The organism is Haematospirillum sp. H1815 (assembly GCF_012102705.1).
Lineage (GTDB): Bacteria > Pseudomonadota > Alphaproteobacteria > Rhodospirillales > Rhodospirillaceae > Haematospirillum.
In genome coordinates this window covers 121,955-135,838 of the sequence record NZ_JAAVTA010000003.1, presented here as the reverse complement: position 1 = coordinate 135,838, position 13,884 = coordinate 121,955, and the positions used below count along the sequence as shown (strand labels likewise).

General features: G+C 58.4%; 12 protein-coding genes. 3 read left to right on the top strand and 9 right to left on the bottom strand.

The annotated features are described in order from the left end of the window. Positions 1-13: 13 nt before the first annotated feature. From HEQ60_RS04440 to HEQ60_RS04410, 7 genes are all read right to left on the bottom strand, one after another. Positions 14-493 carry an RNA pyrophosphohydrolase gene (locus HEQ60_RS04440; protein ID WP_168069911.1) on the bottom strand — a complete coding sequence of 160 codons (480 nt, stop codon included), beginning with the start codon at positions 491-493 and terminating at the stop codon, positions 14-16. Positions 494-541: 48 nt separating this feature from the next. Next, positions 542-2,500, bottom strand: a complete 1,959-nt coding sequence (locus HEQ60_RS10845) for a divergent polysaccharide deacetylase family protein (RefSeq protein WP_168069909.1) — start codon at positions 2,498-2,500, stop codon at positions 542-544. A gap of 98 nt (positions 2,501-2,598) precedes the next feature. Then, positions 2,599-3,945, bottom strand: a complete 1,347-nt coding sequence (locus tag HEQ60_RS04430) for a S41 family peptidase (RefSeq protein WP_168069907.1) — start codon at positions 3,943-3,945, stop codon at positions 2,599-2,601. A 9-nt stretch (positions 3,946-3,954) separates the two neighbouring features. Then, positions 3,955-5,139: a murein hydrolase activator EnvC family protein gene (locus HEQ60_RS04425; protein ID WP_168069905.1), complete on the bottom strand. Its 1,185-nt coding sequence runs from the start codon at positions 5,137-5,139 to the stop codon at positions 3,955-3,957. A gap of 25 nt (positions 5,140-5,164) precedes the next feature. Next, a complete protein-coding gene (gene gpmI, locus HEQ60_RS04420; protein ID WP_168069903.1) occupies positions 5,165-6,748 on the bottom strand; it encodes a 2,3-bisphosphoglycerate-independent phosphoglycerate mutase in 1,584 nt (527 codons plus the stop codon). 100 nt (positions 6,749-6,848) lie between these two features. After that, on the bottom strand, positions 6,849-7,337 hold the full coding sequence (bfr, locus tag HEQ60_RS04415) for a bacterioferritin (RefSeq protein ID WP_168069901.1): 489 nt from the start codon (positions 7,335-7,337) through the stop codon (positions 6,849-6,851). Positions 7,338-7,428: 91 nt separating this feature from the next. Beyond that, entirely contained in the window at positions 7,429-7,617 is a 189-nt protein-coding gene (locus tag HEQ60_RS04410) for a bacterioferritin-associated ferredoxin (RefSeq protein ID WP_168069899.1), read from the bottom strand. Between the two features lie 527 nt (positions 7,618-8,144). On the opposite strand from HEQ60_RS04410, the gene HEQ60_RS04405 reads away from it, so the two are divergent. From HEQ60_RS04405 to HEQ60_RS04395, 3 genes are all read left to right on the top strand, one after another. Next, entirely contained in the window at positions 8,145-8,318 is a 174-nt protein-coding gene (locus HEQ60_RS04405; RefSeq protein ID WP_168069897.1) for a hypothetical protein, read from the top strand. 61 nt (positions 8,319-8,379) lie between these two features. Further along, positions 8,380-9,033, top strand: coding sequence for a LolA family protein (locus tag HEQ60_RS04400; RefSeq protein WP_168069895.1), 654 nt, complete (start codon positions 8,380-8,382; stop codon positions 9,031-9,033). A 325-nt stretch (positions 9,034-9,358) separates the two neighbouring features. Beyond that, positions 9,359-10,045, top strand: coding sequence for a fumarylacetoacetate hydrolase family protein (locus HEQ60_RS04395; protein WP_416046631.1), 687 nt, complete (start codon positions 9,359-9,361; stop codon positions 10,043-10,045). A 3-nt stretch (positions 10,046-10,048) separates the two neighbouring features. On the opposite strand, the gene HEQ60_RS04390 is transcribed toward HEQ60_RS04395, so the two are convergent. Beyond that, positions 10,049-11,287: a UbiH/UbiF/VisC/COQ6 family ubiquinone biosynthesis hydroxylase gene (locus tag HEQ60_RS04390; protein ID WP_168069890.1), complete on the bottom strand. Its 1,239-nt coding sequence runs from the start codon at positions 11,285-11,287 to the stop codon at positions 10,049-10,051. Positions 11,288-11,392: 105 nt separating this feature from the next. Further along, the gene (locus tag HEQ60_RS04385; protein WP_168069888.1) at positions 11,393-13,879 is read right to left on the bottom strand and encodes a DNA translocase FtsK; all 2,487 of its coding nucleotides are present in this window, start codon (positions 13,877-13,879) and stop codon (positions 11,393-11,395) included. Positions 13,880-13,884: the final 5 nt, after the last annotated feature.

Genomic DNA, 13,884 nt, shown 5'->3' with positions numbered 1-13,884 from the left:
CACTTTTCCGGTATCAGGCCAGGTGCGGGGCAAATGCGGCGCAGACCTGGCGATAGATAGCTTGCTTGAAGGGTACAACAAGGTCGGGGACATCGCGAAGCGGCACCCATCGCCAGTCTGAAAATTCAGGGTGTTCCGTGTCCAGACAAATGTCACGGTCGTGTCCTGTGAAGCGCATCAGGAACCATTTTTGTTCCTGCCCCCGCCAGCGCCCTTTCCAGACCTTTCCGATCAAGTCATCGGGCAGGTCATAGCGTACCCACTCTTCCATCTCCGCAATGATTTCAGCCTTGTTGGTGCCAATTTCTTCCTTCAGTTCGCGCAGGGCTGCATCTCGTGGGTCTTCACCGCGATCTATGCCTCCCTGTGGCATTTGCCAGGCGTTTTGTTCCGTATCAAGGCGCTGTGCGACAAAAACCTCGTTGCGCTGGTTTACAAGCATGATGCCCGCACAGGGACGCCAGGGGAGATCTGTTTTCAGGGACGGGGTCATCAGTGGTCAACACCCTTCAGGGGGGGGAACAAAAGACCGACGACCCTATCAGCTTGCCGACGTGTTGACCACAGCGGTTGCGGGAACCAGCCGTGTTCCGTTGGTTGCCAGCCCTTTGTTCCAGGCCATCAGGCGTTCGAAGGTCAGGGGAGACGGGAACAGGACAACCAGCGCCGTGCCGCGTGTCTTGGCCATGTGGGCGGCATATTCAAGGCGTGCATCAACAGAAGAACGCCAGGAGCGGGCTTCTATGGTCAGGTCAGAGACCGCTACAGGGCCTGTATCCTTGCGATAGCCGGACAGATTGCCCTTCTTGTCAGCGCCGTCTGTGGCAGGGGGCATGCCAGCCTGAATGTACAGGATCCCGGATTTCCCTAGGGCATCGAGAACGGCCTGCATCGGCAGGCCCGAGCCGGTAAAGTGACCGGGACGCCCCAGAAGCCCGACGTATCCCCCAGCCTTGCCCATGACCATCTCCAGACGCGTCAGGTTTTCGGACGGTGGCAGCGCTGTCAGCAGACCAAGGGGACCGGGGTCTGCCGAAGGAAAGGTCAGTTCTTCCATGGGGAGGTCCAGCATGACCTCGTGCCCATAGGAGCGGGCCCGCTGCACCAGGTTTTCAAGCTGCGGGGCATAGGGACTGAACGAGAGCGTAATGTCAGGTGGCAGTTTGGTGATGGCTGTTTCCGTTGCCTCCGGGTGCAGGCCAAGCCCCCCGATCACAACCCCTATTTTGGGTCCCTTGGTGTCGGGCGCAGGCCTGCGATAAACCTTCCACGGCATTTTTCCTTCGCTGCTGATCATGGGGAGCGGGCCAAAACGCGATGTCCTGATCAGGCTTGGATCCGGTGCGGGTTCCAGTCCTTTCGGATCACCCTTGTTTACCGGAATAGCTGCATAGCTTGGCATCGCCTGTCCCGGTTTGCGGGGTTCTGGAAGAACCGGGTCCCGGAATGGGGGTAGTCCTGCAATAACCGTAGTCTTTGCTGGCTCGGGTGCTTTTGGTGCCGCAGGAGGGGGCTGTGCCGTTTCCACGGCCGGTGCGGCGGCTGTTTCGTTCGGGGGCGGAGGTGTGGGTTCGGCTGGTTTCTCGGCAGCCTCAGTTTTTCCAGCCTCTGTTGTCTGTGCAGGGGGTGTGGCCTGATCTGTCGGAAGCGGTTGTGTTCCGTCCCCGGCCAGCCATGGGCGCCGGTTTTTGGATCGTTCCCCGGATGGATCCGATGCGCCTTCGGCCAGTTTTGGCTCTGGAAGCGGTTCCGGATTGGCTGGTGGGGGAGGCATCATGAGGCTGACCTTGTCGCCCGATGCCATGGGCTCTGGCGCAGGGACAGCAACAGCTTCGCCCTTTTCATTGATGACAACCAGCCCTGGATCAACCTCAGGCGGCAGTGGTTTTGGCTGCATGAACCACCACAAGGCCCCGCCTCCCCCACCCAGAAGGAGTATGGCTAGAACGGACCCGATCAGGGCCTGCTTCCTCTGGCGATTGCGCCAGTCCTGCTCTGCCCTGTCCGGGCCTGACAGGACCGGGGGTAAATCAAAGTCATCCAGATCTGGGCTGCCACCTTCATCCTCAATGCCGACGACATCATCCATGCCTGCGGCTTCGTCGTCAGGCATCACGGCATCAGCTGGAGATGGGCCTGGACCGGCGGGAGTACCGGGTTCTGCTGCGGCTCCATCATCCCCGGCTGTTTCCGGAGGGGGGAGATCAGCAACTTCCGAGGCAATCAGGGCCAAAAGGGCAGGATTGTCAAGGGGATCAGCCCCTTCGCCCGCCGCGTTGGCGTCATCCCCCTTGCTGCCCTTTTTTCCCTTCTTTTTCTTTTTTCCCTTGCCCAGAATTTTGTCCAGAAGGCCAGGCTTCGGCTTCTTTTCCTCTTCGATACGCCGTACTTCTGACTCCGGTATTTCTTCCGGCTCGGGGCGAAACGGCAGCTCATCCTCGCCAGAACTGTCTGCCGATTCCTTTTTGCCGCCGAACAGCGATTTCAACGAAAACGCCACGCCATTCCCCAGAAGTCAGGATGTCGGACAAGAGTAGCCCGACGTCAAACAGTAATCAGATAACCCCTAACGAAATCCTTACTGCCCGGCATTACAGGCTATTGGAGCCGTGTTTGTTTCTGGCGTTCGAGTGCAACCCCTCTCAGGATATCCAGGGCCCGTGCCAGTTGCAGATCTTCCTCGGGTTTGCCTTGGGCTACGCCGACATGGGGGGCTGCCTGCTCCGCTTTCTCATCCGCCAAGTTCGGCTGTGATGTCGAGCGCTTGCTTCTGTTGACCTTCTCATCCGGGTTGCTGAGCGCATTGGGCAGATCGGCCTCACTGCGGCTGCGAACTGGTTGGGAGCTGGCGTTGACCTCGATATCAGGCTCGATCCCGACGGCCTGGATCGAACGGCCGGAGGGGGTAAAGTAACGCGCGGTTGTCAGGCGCATGGCGCCGTGCCCGGCCAGCGGAATGACCGTCTGGACCGATCCCTTTCCGAAGCTGCGGGTTCCGACCACAATGGCCCGATGGTGGTCCTGCAGGGCCCCGGCAACGATTTCCGAGGATGAGGCAGAGCCATCATTAATCAGGACCACCATGGGAAGCCCCCCGGTCAGGTCGCCCTTCTGCGCATTATAGCGTTGGGTATCATCACTTCGGCGTGACCGGGTGGAGACAATTTCACCGGAATCAAGGAAAGCATCCGACACGGCGATAGCCTGGTCAAAAAGACCGCCAGGGTTATTGCGAAGATCCAGCACAAAGCCACGGATCTTGTCCGGCCCAATATCCTTGTTGAGTTTCTCGATCCCATCCCGCATGGCATCAAATGTTTTTTCGTTGAAGGCTGTCAGGCGAATATAGCCAATATCACCTTCTGCCTTGGCGCGGGCTGAACGGATCTTGATAACATCACGAACCAGTTTGACCTCGAATGGATCACGTCCCTCCCGGCGTATGGTCAGCACAATTTCACTGCCGGCCTTGCCGCGCATATGCTCGACAGCATCCTGAAGAGTCATGCCCAGAACCTGTTTGTCATCAAGGCGTATGATATAGTCACCTGGTTTTAATCCCGCCCGGAAAGCTGGTGTGTCATCAATGGGAGAGACAACCTTGACCAAGCCATTCTCCATCGACACCTCGATTCCCAGGCCGCCAAATTCCCCCCGTGTCTGGGTTTGCATGTCACGGAAGCTTTCGGCATTCAGGTAGGACGAATGAGGGTCGAGACTGGTCAGCATGCCGTTGATGGCGGACTCCACCAGCTGCTGGTCGGTGACATCCTCGACGTAATCGCGTCGTACACGTTCAAAGACGGTGCCGAACAGGTCAAGCAGACGATAGGTTGATGCGTCGGCTTTAGCTTGTGCCTGCAACGAGGGGAAGACCAGTGTCACCCCCACAGGCAGGGACAGAAACAGGACGGCCAACGCCGCAATAAGGGACTTCCGCATCATCAGCCAGTTCTAACCTTTGCGAGCAGAGAGCCAGGGGAGGGGGTTAACGGGTTGCCCATCCCGGCGTAATTCCACATAAAGCCGCGTACCGTCACCCGGCCCCATGATGCCGACCGGTTCTCCCGAGCGAAGGCTCTGACCAACAACGGCATCGATACGGGACATACCGGACAGAAGGACATGATAGCCACCGCTATGCTCCATGATCAAGAGTAGCCCGTATCCCCTGAACGGTCCGGCAAAGGCAACTGTTCCTGTAGCCGGGGCAGTTACCTGTGCTCCGGGGCGTGTCCGGATGGTCACACCACGTGCGCTCAGCCCTTCTTCTGTTTCTTCGCCGTAGCGCATCACAATCTGTCCGCGCGCCGGCAAGGCCATTGTGCCGCGCTGGCTGTCCAGTGACGGGCCGGGTTCAGGTGCGGGCGGTTTTGGCATGGCCAGCCGTGCCAGCCGTTTTGTTTCTGCTTCACGCCGGCGCCGGTCTTCCTCCAGTTTTGCCAGAAGATCCCTGAGATCCCCGGCGTTCCGGGCCAGTTGTTCAGCGCGACTGGCAGCCGCCTTGCGCTCGGCTTCAGTGCTCTCGGCCAGTTTTGCCTTGCGTGCGTAGAGTGTTGCCAGTCGGGCATGCTGACGGTCCAGTCTGGTCACGGCTGTGGCCAGTTCGGCGCGTCGGGTGGACAATTCACGTCGGATGGTCGACAAACCTGCAAGTTCCTTGCGCAGGGAGCCTGCTTTCTTCTGAAGTTCGGGAATAACAGCGCGTAACAGGATGGCGCTTCGAATCGTATCGTCATGGTGGCCGGGTTGCAGGACCAGAACTTCCGGTGGACGTATGGCCAGACGTTCCAGGCCGCCCAGAACGGTTGCCATCTGGCTCTCGCGGTCTCCCAAGTGTGCCTGAAGATCTTTCTCTTTCTGACCCAGGTCACGAACGCGCCGTTCCAGAGCCGAGAGCAGTTCTTCGTTGTCCTGTGCCGAACGGGCGGCGGCAACGATTTCTTCGCGCAGTGTTTCCAGTTCCTTTCCCAGCCCGCTGGCCTTTTCGCCCAACTGTTTTTCATGATCCCGGCTTTCCTGAAGCTGCTTTTCCAGCTTTTTCAGCTCCTTTTCGGATGCAGAAGGCGGTGCAGCACCGGTTGGCGGGGCTGCTGCGCACAGGACAGCAAAGACAAGCAGTATACGAAAAACCAGCATGACCTCCCGGACAGGGCTATGTCTGTCAGCCAAAAGCCACAGACCCCCGTGTCGCGTTGGTTGCCTCCTGGTCAAGCAGGCAGCGTCCGGTCATGGCAGCGGGTTGGGGCAGCCCCATCAACGCAAGGACCGTGGGAGCCAGGTCGGACAGCCTGCCATCACGAAGCCGGGTCACAGCCTTTGGCCCGTTCACCAGGAGAGCGTGAACCTTGCCGACAGTATGCTGGGTATAAGGCTCTCCGGTTTCAGGATCTTTCATCAATTCTGCGTTACCGTGATCAGCCGTGACAATCATGGTTCCCCCGCTGTCACGGATGGCCTGCTCCAGGCGGCCCAGCCCGTGATCAACAGCTTCAGCGGCTTTGATGGCGGCTTCCAGGATGCCTGTATGTCCCACCATGTCTCCATTGGCATAATTGACGACGATCAGGTCATAGCGTCCTGAACGGATGGCCTCTTCCAGGTGGTGTGTGACCTCCGGCGCAGACATTTCCGGCTGCAGGTCATAGGTGGCAACCTTGGGGCTGGGAACCAGAATACGGTCTTCGCCGGGATAAACGGTTTCTTCGCCCCCGTTGAGGAAGAACGTCACGTGGGCATATTTCTCCGTTTCGGCAATGCGGAGCTGTGACAACCCGGCGCGGGAGACGACCTCCCCAAGGATGTCGGACAGGGGGTCGGGCGGGAACAGGGTATCCATGAAGGCGGTATGGGCCCTAGAATATTCGGTCATACCCAGTGCCGCCGAGAAAGCCGGGCCATTCCCGCGGCTGAAACCATCAAACCCCGGATCCAGAAGGGCCCGCGTTATCTCCCGCGCCCGGTCAGCCCGGAAATTGGCCACCAGAATCCCGTCACCATCCTTCATGCCTGCATAGTTGCCCAGAACACACGGGCGCACAAACTCGTCACCGACAGCTGCGGCATAGGATGCATCCATCGCTGCGACAGCATTGGGAGCACGCTCGCCCTTTGCGTATACCATCGCGTCGTATGCCAGCTGTACACGATCCCAGCGGTTGTCACGGTCCATGGCGTAGTAACGCCCGCCAAGCGTTGCAAGGGAAAGATTGGGGACGTCACGGGTTTTGGTCAGGAATGCTTCGATGAAACCCCGTGCGGAACGGGGTGGCGTATCCCTTCCATCCGTGAAAATGTGCAGGCAGACCTTCAGTCCTTCTGCTCCCAGTGTTGCGGCAAGGGCTGCCATGTGATCCTGATGGCTGTGCACACCGCCGGGAGAGAGAAGCCCCATCAGGTGAACCGTTCCACTGCCCTGGCGAACCTTGCTGACAAAGCGACCGAAGGACTCTATGCGGCCAAGGCCGTTGTCTGCAACACAGGCATCAATGCGGGGCAGATCCTGCATCACGATCCGCCCGGCACCAATGTTCATATGCCCGACTTCCGAGTTGCCCATCTGGCCGTCCGGCAGGCCAACATCAAGTCCCGAGGTTTCCAGAAGACTGCCGGGACACTCCGCCAGCATGCGGTCCCATACCGGCGTATGGGCAAGGGCGATGGCATTGTTGTCACGCTCGGGCCGGTACCCCCAGCCATCAAGGATGCAGAGGACAACAGGGCGGCCGGGGCGAGAGGGAGATGTCATGGCAGAAACTCGTACTTTCCGGATCAACTGAGGACACGCCGGGACTATAGGCCAAAGTGTGCAGAAAGCGAATATTCCTGAGACAATCTGTATTAAAGGATCAGGATGTTGCGCCGTCTGCCGGGGCCATTTGTGACTGGATATAGTTCTGTAGGCCCACCTTTTCCAGAAGGGAAATCTGGGTCTCCAGATAGTCTATATGCTCTTCTGTGGCATCGAGGATTTCTTTCAGTTTTTCCCGCGAAATGAAGTCACGCGCTTTCTCGCAGGCGACAATGGCATCCACAACATCATTGCGGGCTCCATGTTCCAGTTTCAGGTCATTTGCGAGAATTTCCGCAACATTCTCCCCGATCATCAACTTGCCCAGGTCTTGCAGGTTCGGAAGTCCTTCCAGGAAGAGGATCCGCTTTACCATCCAGTCGGCATGGTGCATTTCTTCAATCGACTCCCGGTACTCATGCTGCCCCAGACGCTCCAGCCCCTGGTCCTGTAGCATGCGTGCGTGAAGGAAATACTGGTTTATGGCTGTCAGTTCATTTCTCAAGACCTTGTTCAGGTGCTTGATGATCTCTTTGTCGCCCTTCATGGTGCTCTCCACAGCAAACATTCCCGTTGCCGCGAATACTACTGCCGTAGAACATGTTTTTCCAGTTTTCGGAATAACTTGAGAAGCGTTCTCATGATGCCCTTGGCATCGAGGCCTGTTGCTCTCCTTCGTCCAGGATCACCCTCATGCAGTCTATGCACTTGCCGCACCGTGGTTGCAGTCCGTGTGCGCGGAAGACCTGGGAGGGGGTTCTGGCGCCTGAATCCCGTGCGGTCCGCACATCGCGGCATTTCAGGTCATTGCAAAGGCACACATACATGAATGGGACGCTCCATACCCACTAACCAACTGATTTCGGGACAATCCGCAATGGATATCGGGAAAACTGCCTGCTTGGAATGTAATGCAATCCATTATCATCCTCAAGTTCAACATGCGGCTATCTGGCGCCTTGGTCACATTGCCGGGGTGGTCGGTTTTGTTGCTTTGTATCCGGGTTCCGGTCCTGCCTTTCGCTTCTTGCAGGGAGCCGATGTCGGGAATGTCGGGAGAGAGCGACACATCGGCAGGAGAGGCGACAGGCAGAGGCCGGAACCCGGGGTACAGGAGACGGGTTGATAATCACCCGGTTCAGCAATCCAGATCAGCCCTTTCAAACCCGCACCGGTCCGCACCACATGGGCCCATCTGAATCGTGAACGAGGTGACTGTATCGTTCCTTGCCGATAAATGCAATTGCAAATCGTTTGCAATTTTTCAGGGCCAAAATTACACTGCATGCGTTGATTGGGTATTTGCTCAAAGTCCGGGATCAGGGATGTCCCGGCCCGTTCGGGGGACGCGAGTATGGTTATATGCAGGGGGCTTGATCCCCGTACACTGGGAACATTGATGGTGGCACTGGCGGAACGGCGTCGTGGGTCGGACGAAAGCATTCCCGATGATCAGTCTTGTGTTGCACCACAGACACGCTCGTCGCCAGATCATTCGTCCTTCCGGAATACCTTGCCTCGGGCTTGATGCTCCGTTACCTGTGAAGTCAATTCTTGACTGCTGTACGGGCAACGTGGAGTTTCCGGCTTTGATCCTGCTGTTTTTGCGACGCTGTATTCTGGCTGCGTCTTTTCTTGTTCTCATGTGCTCCGGTCTGACGGCTTCTGCTTCCCCATCCGGTGCGGTTCCCTATCGTCCGAATGCAGAAGAGACGGCGCTTCTGAAGCGAGCCGAAGAGACACTCGGGACTGTACGCACGATGCAGGCCCGCTTTCTTCAAATCAGCAGTGATGGATCTTCCAGTGAGGGCACCGTGTCCATTCAGCGACCGGGCAAGATGAGCCTCACCTATGACCCGCCGTCAAAGATTAAGGTTGTCGCGGATGGGACGTGGCTGGTCTTTATTGATAATGAAGTGGGGCAGGTCAGCAATCTCCCCCTTGATTCAACGCCGGCCGGCATTTTGCTGCGCAAGAATCCCCGTTTCTCTGATCCTGATATTGTTCTGAAAGATATACGCCGTGCTGCCGGTGTTGCGGAGATCGAGCTGGTGATGGCGGATGATCCTGCTGCCGGGTCCTTGATGCTGGTCTTTACCGAACACCCCTTCGAGCTGCGCCAGTGGCGGGTTCGTGATGCCCGTGATCTAGAAACAGCGGTGTCCTTGTTTTCCGTCCGTACGGGGTTGTCTTTTGACCAGGGCCTGTTCTCCTGGAGCAATTTGCCAGCACGATATAGATGATATTTCAATGCATTGCATGCCTATTGTTGGTGTGCCATGCAAATTGCAGGGGTCTGTTATGCGACACCGATGCTGGTGTTGCTGCGGGCTATGCCATAGATCCTGTCGTCACGGACAGGGCGCAACTTGTGCCCGTCCTTCCCCCCGGAAGGTGGCCTCCCCTGCCCCTTCCGAGCTCCTTTACCGGAGCAGAGCGCCCGGTTCCCCCCTGACCGGGCGCTCACCCCTTTCCGCAAAACAGATCCTGTTGTCTCCTGCATCGTACGGCTTTAATGTCCTTGCATATGGTGCGTCTTGGCGTCCTGCTTCAGATAAGGAGAGCGTGGTGGGTTTTGTGATTCCAGAATGTCCTCCCTCATCTGTTGCTGTGCATGGAACAAGCGACCGCTTTCCGGTTCGTCGTATTTTCTGTGTCGGGAGCAATTATGCCGCTCATGCCCGTGAAATGGGGCGTGACCCAGCCGCAGAGGCACCATTTTTCTTCTCAAAACCGGCTGATGCGGTTTGCGAAAACGGGTCTTCCATTCCGTTCCCGTCGGTCACCTCCAACCTTCATCACGAGGTCGAGCTGGTTCTTGCCCTGAAGGCCGGGGGTGAGGATCTTGATGAACAGGCTGCCGGGGCGTGCTTGTTCGGGTGCGCTGTCGGCATTGACCTGACGCGACGGGATCTACAGGCTGAAGCCAAGAGCATGGGGCGCCCTTGGGATATGGCCAAGGGATTTGACTTGTCTGCCCCGGTGGGAACCATCATGCCCATGGAAGCGGCGCCATTGCGCGGTGCTATACAGCTGGCTGTCAATGGTCGTGTTCGTCAGGACGGGAAGCTGGAAGACATGATTCTGGGGCCGGTTGGCATTCTGGTTCATCTGTCGCGCTTGGTCCGTCTTTCTCCCGGGGACTTGATCTTTACCGGTACGCCCGAAGGTGTCGCCGCCTTGCAGCCCGGTGATAAGGTCCATGCAAGTATAGAGGGGATTCCGGCGCTGGAGATTATGCTGGCTTCCCGCTGACGCCTAGACGGGCAGACCGCGCATCAGGCGGGGCAGATCACCAACTTCGCCCATGGCATGGCGCATGAAGAAACGACGGAGACCCGGCATCTGGTTGACGGCGGCCAGTCCCATGGTCCGGGCCAGCCGAAGCGGGACATTATCATTGGAGAACAGCCGCACCAAGGCGTCGGTCATGCCCAGCATCAGGACATTATCGAAACGGCGCCAGCGTTGATAGGACTCAAGGACAGTTCCGGTTCCGACATCCAGCCCAAGCCTGCGGGCCTTGACAATCTCCTCCACCAGAGCGGCGACGTCCCGCAGGCCAAAGTTCATGCCCTGCCCGGCAACCGGGTGCATGCCATGGGCCGCATCGCCAACCAGAACCAGCCTCCGGTCTGTATAGCGAAGGGCGTGTTGCAGGGATAGCGGGTAGGAGAACCGGGGGCTGACAACATCAATCTTCCCCAGGAAGGTGCCAAAGCGCTGGACGAGCTCCTCCTGGAATGCGTCATCAGTCAAAGCGAGAAGGCTTTTGGCTGTTGTACTGCTCTCGGTCCAGACGAGTGAGGAATGATACCCACCCACCAACGGCAGGATGGCAAAGGGACCTGCGGGAAGGAAACGTTCGTGCGCAATGCCACGATGATGCTTCTCATGGCGCACCGTCAGTACAATACCGGTCTGATGATAGGGAAGGCCCTGCGCAACAGGTATGCCGGCCATATCCCGGATCCGGCTGTTGCGCCCGTCGGCCGCCACCAGCAGCGATGTCCGGATAACGCGGCCATCATCCAGCTTGACCAGAACGGTGTCTATGCTCCGGCTGGTTTCCACAACACGGGCTGGAGCAGCCAGTGTTGCCAGCTTCAGCTCTTTCAGGCGGGCCAGAACAGCCTGACGGATGACCGTGTTCCCGGCCATATAGCCCATGGGGCTTCCGATCTCGCGGTGATCATAGTGCAGGTGCAAGGGGCTGTTGCTGTCCGTGACCCTGATATCCAGTATGGGCTGTACGGACTCACGCATGTGCTTCCAGATACCAACGGCGTCCAGAACCTTCTGGCAAGCCAGTGCAATGGCAGAGCAGCGACCATCCTGTGTGGGGGCTGTCAGCGTGGCGGGTTGCTCCGTATCCACACACAGGACCGGTATGCCATGTGTAGCCAGTGCGCACGCCAGCGTTCCACCAACCAGTCCTCCCCCGACCACAACAACGTCTGCTTTCAGGGTGGTATCGGAAAGGACAGTTGTGTTCATGGGGACTCTCCGCCGGGCAGGGTATTCTTGGTGCGGACTCTGTCGGCAACCGGCTGTGTTGTCCAGAGAAACCAGTTGCCCTCCGGCCCTGTGGACAGGACGCCTCTATCCTGCTTCATCATGTGGGGGAGGAAGAAGAACCTCGCGCTTTCCGACGTGATTGGCCCGCGACACCATGCCTTCCTTTTCCATTTGTTCAATGATGCGGGCGGCGCGGTTGTAACCGATCTGCAGGTGGCGCTGGATGAAGCTGGTCGATGCCTTCCGTTCCCGTGCGACCAGGGCAACCGCCTGGTCAAACAGTCCACCCGGGCTGTCACTTCCCGCATCCAGTCCCTCCGTTCCCGGAAGGGCCTGCGTTTCCGTTGTGTCCTCAAGGATGGCACCCACATAATCGGGCGCACCCTGGGCACGCAGGAACGTGGCGACCTCTTCCACCTCGGCATCCGATACAAAGGGCCCATGCACACGGGTGATCCGTCCGCCTGCTGCCATGTACAGCATATCACCCTGCCCCAGAAGCTGTTCAGCACCCTGCTCACCCAAAATAGTACGGCTGTCGATCTTGCTGGTGACCTGGAATGAAATGCGGGTCGGGAAGTTGGCCTTGATGGTACCGGTGATCACATCGACGCTGGGGCGCTGAGTAGCCATGATCAGATGGATCCCTGCCGCTCTGGCCATCTGTGCAAGGCGCTGGATGGCTGATTCCACATCCTTTCCGGCAACCAGCATCAGGTCGGCCATTTCGTCGACAATCACCACGATGTAGGGAAGGGGCGTGGTGTCCAGCTGCTGTTCTTCGAAAACAGGCTTGCCGGTCTCGGGGTCAAAGCCGGTCTGCACTGTTCGTGTCAGAGGCTCGCCACGGGTGCTGGCCTCGCGCAGTTTCTGGTTATAGCCCCCGATATTGCGGACACCCATCTGGCTCATGGCGCGGTAGCGGGTTTCCATCTCCCGCACGGCCCATTTCAGGGCAACCACGGCTTTTCCCGGGTCGGTTACAACCGGGGACAGAAGATGTGGAATACCATCATAGACAGACAGCTCCAGCATCTTGGGATCTATCATGATAAAGCGCACCTGGTCCGGGGTCATCCGGAACAGCAGGGAGCAGATCATGGTGTTGACAGCCACTGACTTTCCGGACCCCGTTGTGCCTGCGATCAACAGGTGTGGCATCCGGGACAGGTCAACCTGCACCGGGCTTCCGCCGATATCGCGGCCCAGCGCCAGGATCAGACCCTCTGGATGTTCATTGAAGCTGTCATCGGACAGAAGGGCCCGGAAGCTGACCATTTCACGTGTACTGTTTGGTAGCTCGATCCCGATTGTGGACTGCCCCGGTACAACGGCGATGCGCACACTCAATGCACTCATCGACCGGGCGATGTCGTCTGCCAGACTGATCACCCGGCTTGTCTTGGTTCCCGGTGCGGGATCAAGGGCATACAGGGTGACAACCGGGCCGGGTCGAATTTCCACAATCCGCCCGTTGACACCAAAGTCCTGCAGCACACTTTCCAGAAGACGTGCGTTGGTGGACAGGAGGCGGTCATCCTGAAGGGCGCCTTGCAAGGCAACAGGCAGGGATAGGAGATCTAGGGGCGGGATCTGGAAGCCCTGGTGCCGTGCAGGAGCCAAGTCATGGACAGATTGGGGAGTGGGGGCCTGTGCATGAGCGCGTGATGCGTTTTTGTGTGTTGTCGGAGGCACAATGGTGATCGTATCTCCCTCGTACTCCGTTGTTTGTTCCAATGGCACCACAGGATCCGGAGCGTGTGATGGTCCCGGAACAGGCTCCATCCTGGGTTCTGTTCTTGTGTACGGATCGGGCCCCCGGCGCTGGGCGGATCCTTCGTTCAAGCTGGAAGAGGGGGAATGCCACGCAAGGTTTTCATTGTTTGTATCTTCATACTCGGTACCCTTGGCAGGGAACGGGCGCCAACTGACAACAGCTTGTATGGCTCGACCCGTTTGACGGCCGGCGGTGGACAGGGCTTTTGCCAGAGCCCGAAATTCCCGCCAGCGCAGCATGGAGGTCCACAGGATCAGGGCTGTACCGGCCAAGCCGCACAACAGGACCACAACCCACATCAGGGAGACAGATCCTATACCGGTCATCAGGCTCTGATGTGCGCCTTCCAGTAACAGTGATCCAGTCAGGCCCCCAGTTCCGGTTGGAGCTGTCCATGAAACAGGCCGAGGCAGCCAGGCGGGAACAATGCTGATCATCATTGATCCTGGTATGCACAGGACCAAGCGTAGCCAGCCCCATGTAATACGCCCGGCCAGAATCAGGCGGATGCCCCAGGCAGACAGCATCAGTACTGGTAGGGCAGAGGCCATGCCCAACCCCTGTATCATGGCATCGGCAAACAATGCACCGGGTTTCCCCAATGCGTTGTTGACCAGGTGAGGTCCGGCTGTGTTCAGGGATGGATCCGTTGGTACATAGGTAGCCAAGGCTGTTCCAAGGGCAAAGGACCCAGCAAGCAGAATCAGGCCACCAAGACGACGCCCGATCAGGGCCAGAGCGTGTCTGGCTCCGGAGGACAGGAGGCTGTTGTTGTCTGCTTGGGCGCGGGCCATGAGGG

Coding starts and splice junctions, on each gene's coding strand:
- HEQ60_RS04440 (WP_168069911.1), bottom strand. CDS start 493: ATGACCCCGTCCCTGAAAACAGATCTCCCCTGGCGTCCCTGTGCGGGC.
- HEQ60_RS04430 (WP_168069907.1), bottom strand. CDS start 3,945: ATGATGCGGAAGTCCCTTATTGCGGCGTTGGCCGTCCTGTTTCTGTCC.
- HEQ60_RS04425 (WP_168069905.1), bottom strand. CDS start 5,139: ATGCTGGTTTTTCGTATACTGCTTGTCTTTGCTGTCCTGTGCGCAGCA.
- gpmI (WP_168069903.1), bottom strand. CDS start 6,748: ATGACATCTCCCTCTCGCCCCGGCCGCCCTGTTGTCCTCTGCATCCTT.
- bfr (WP_168069901.1), bottom strand. CDS start 7,337: ATGAAGGGCGACAAAGAGATCATCAAGCACCTGAACAAGGTCTTGAGA.
- HEQ60_RS04410 (WP_168069899.1), bottom strand. CDS start 7,617: ATGTATGTGTGCCTTTGCAATGACCTGAAATGCCGCGATGTGCGGACC.
- HEQ60_RS04405 (WP_168069897.1), top strand. CDS start 8,145: ATGGTTATATGCAGGGGGCTTGATCCCCGTACACTGGGAACATTGATG.
- HEQ60_RS04390 (WP_168069890.1), bottom strand. CDS start 11,287: ATGAACACAACTGTCCTTTCCGATACCACCCTGAAAGCAGACGTTGTT.
- HEQ60_RS04385 (WP_168069888.1), bottom strand. CDS start 13,879: ATGGCCCGCGCCCAAGCAGACAACAACAGCCTCCTGTCCTCCGGAGCC.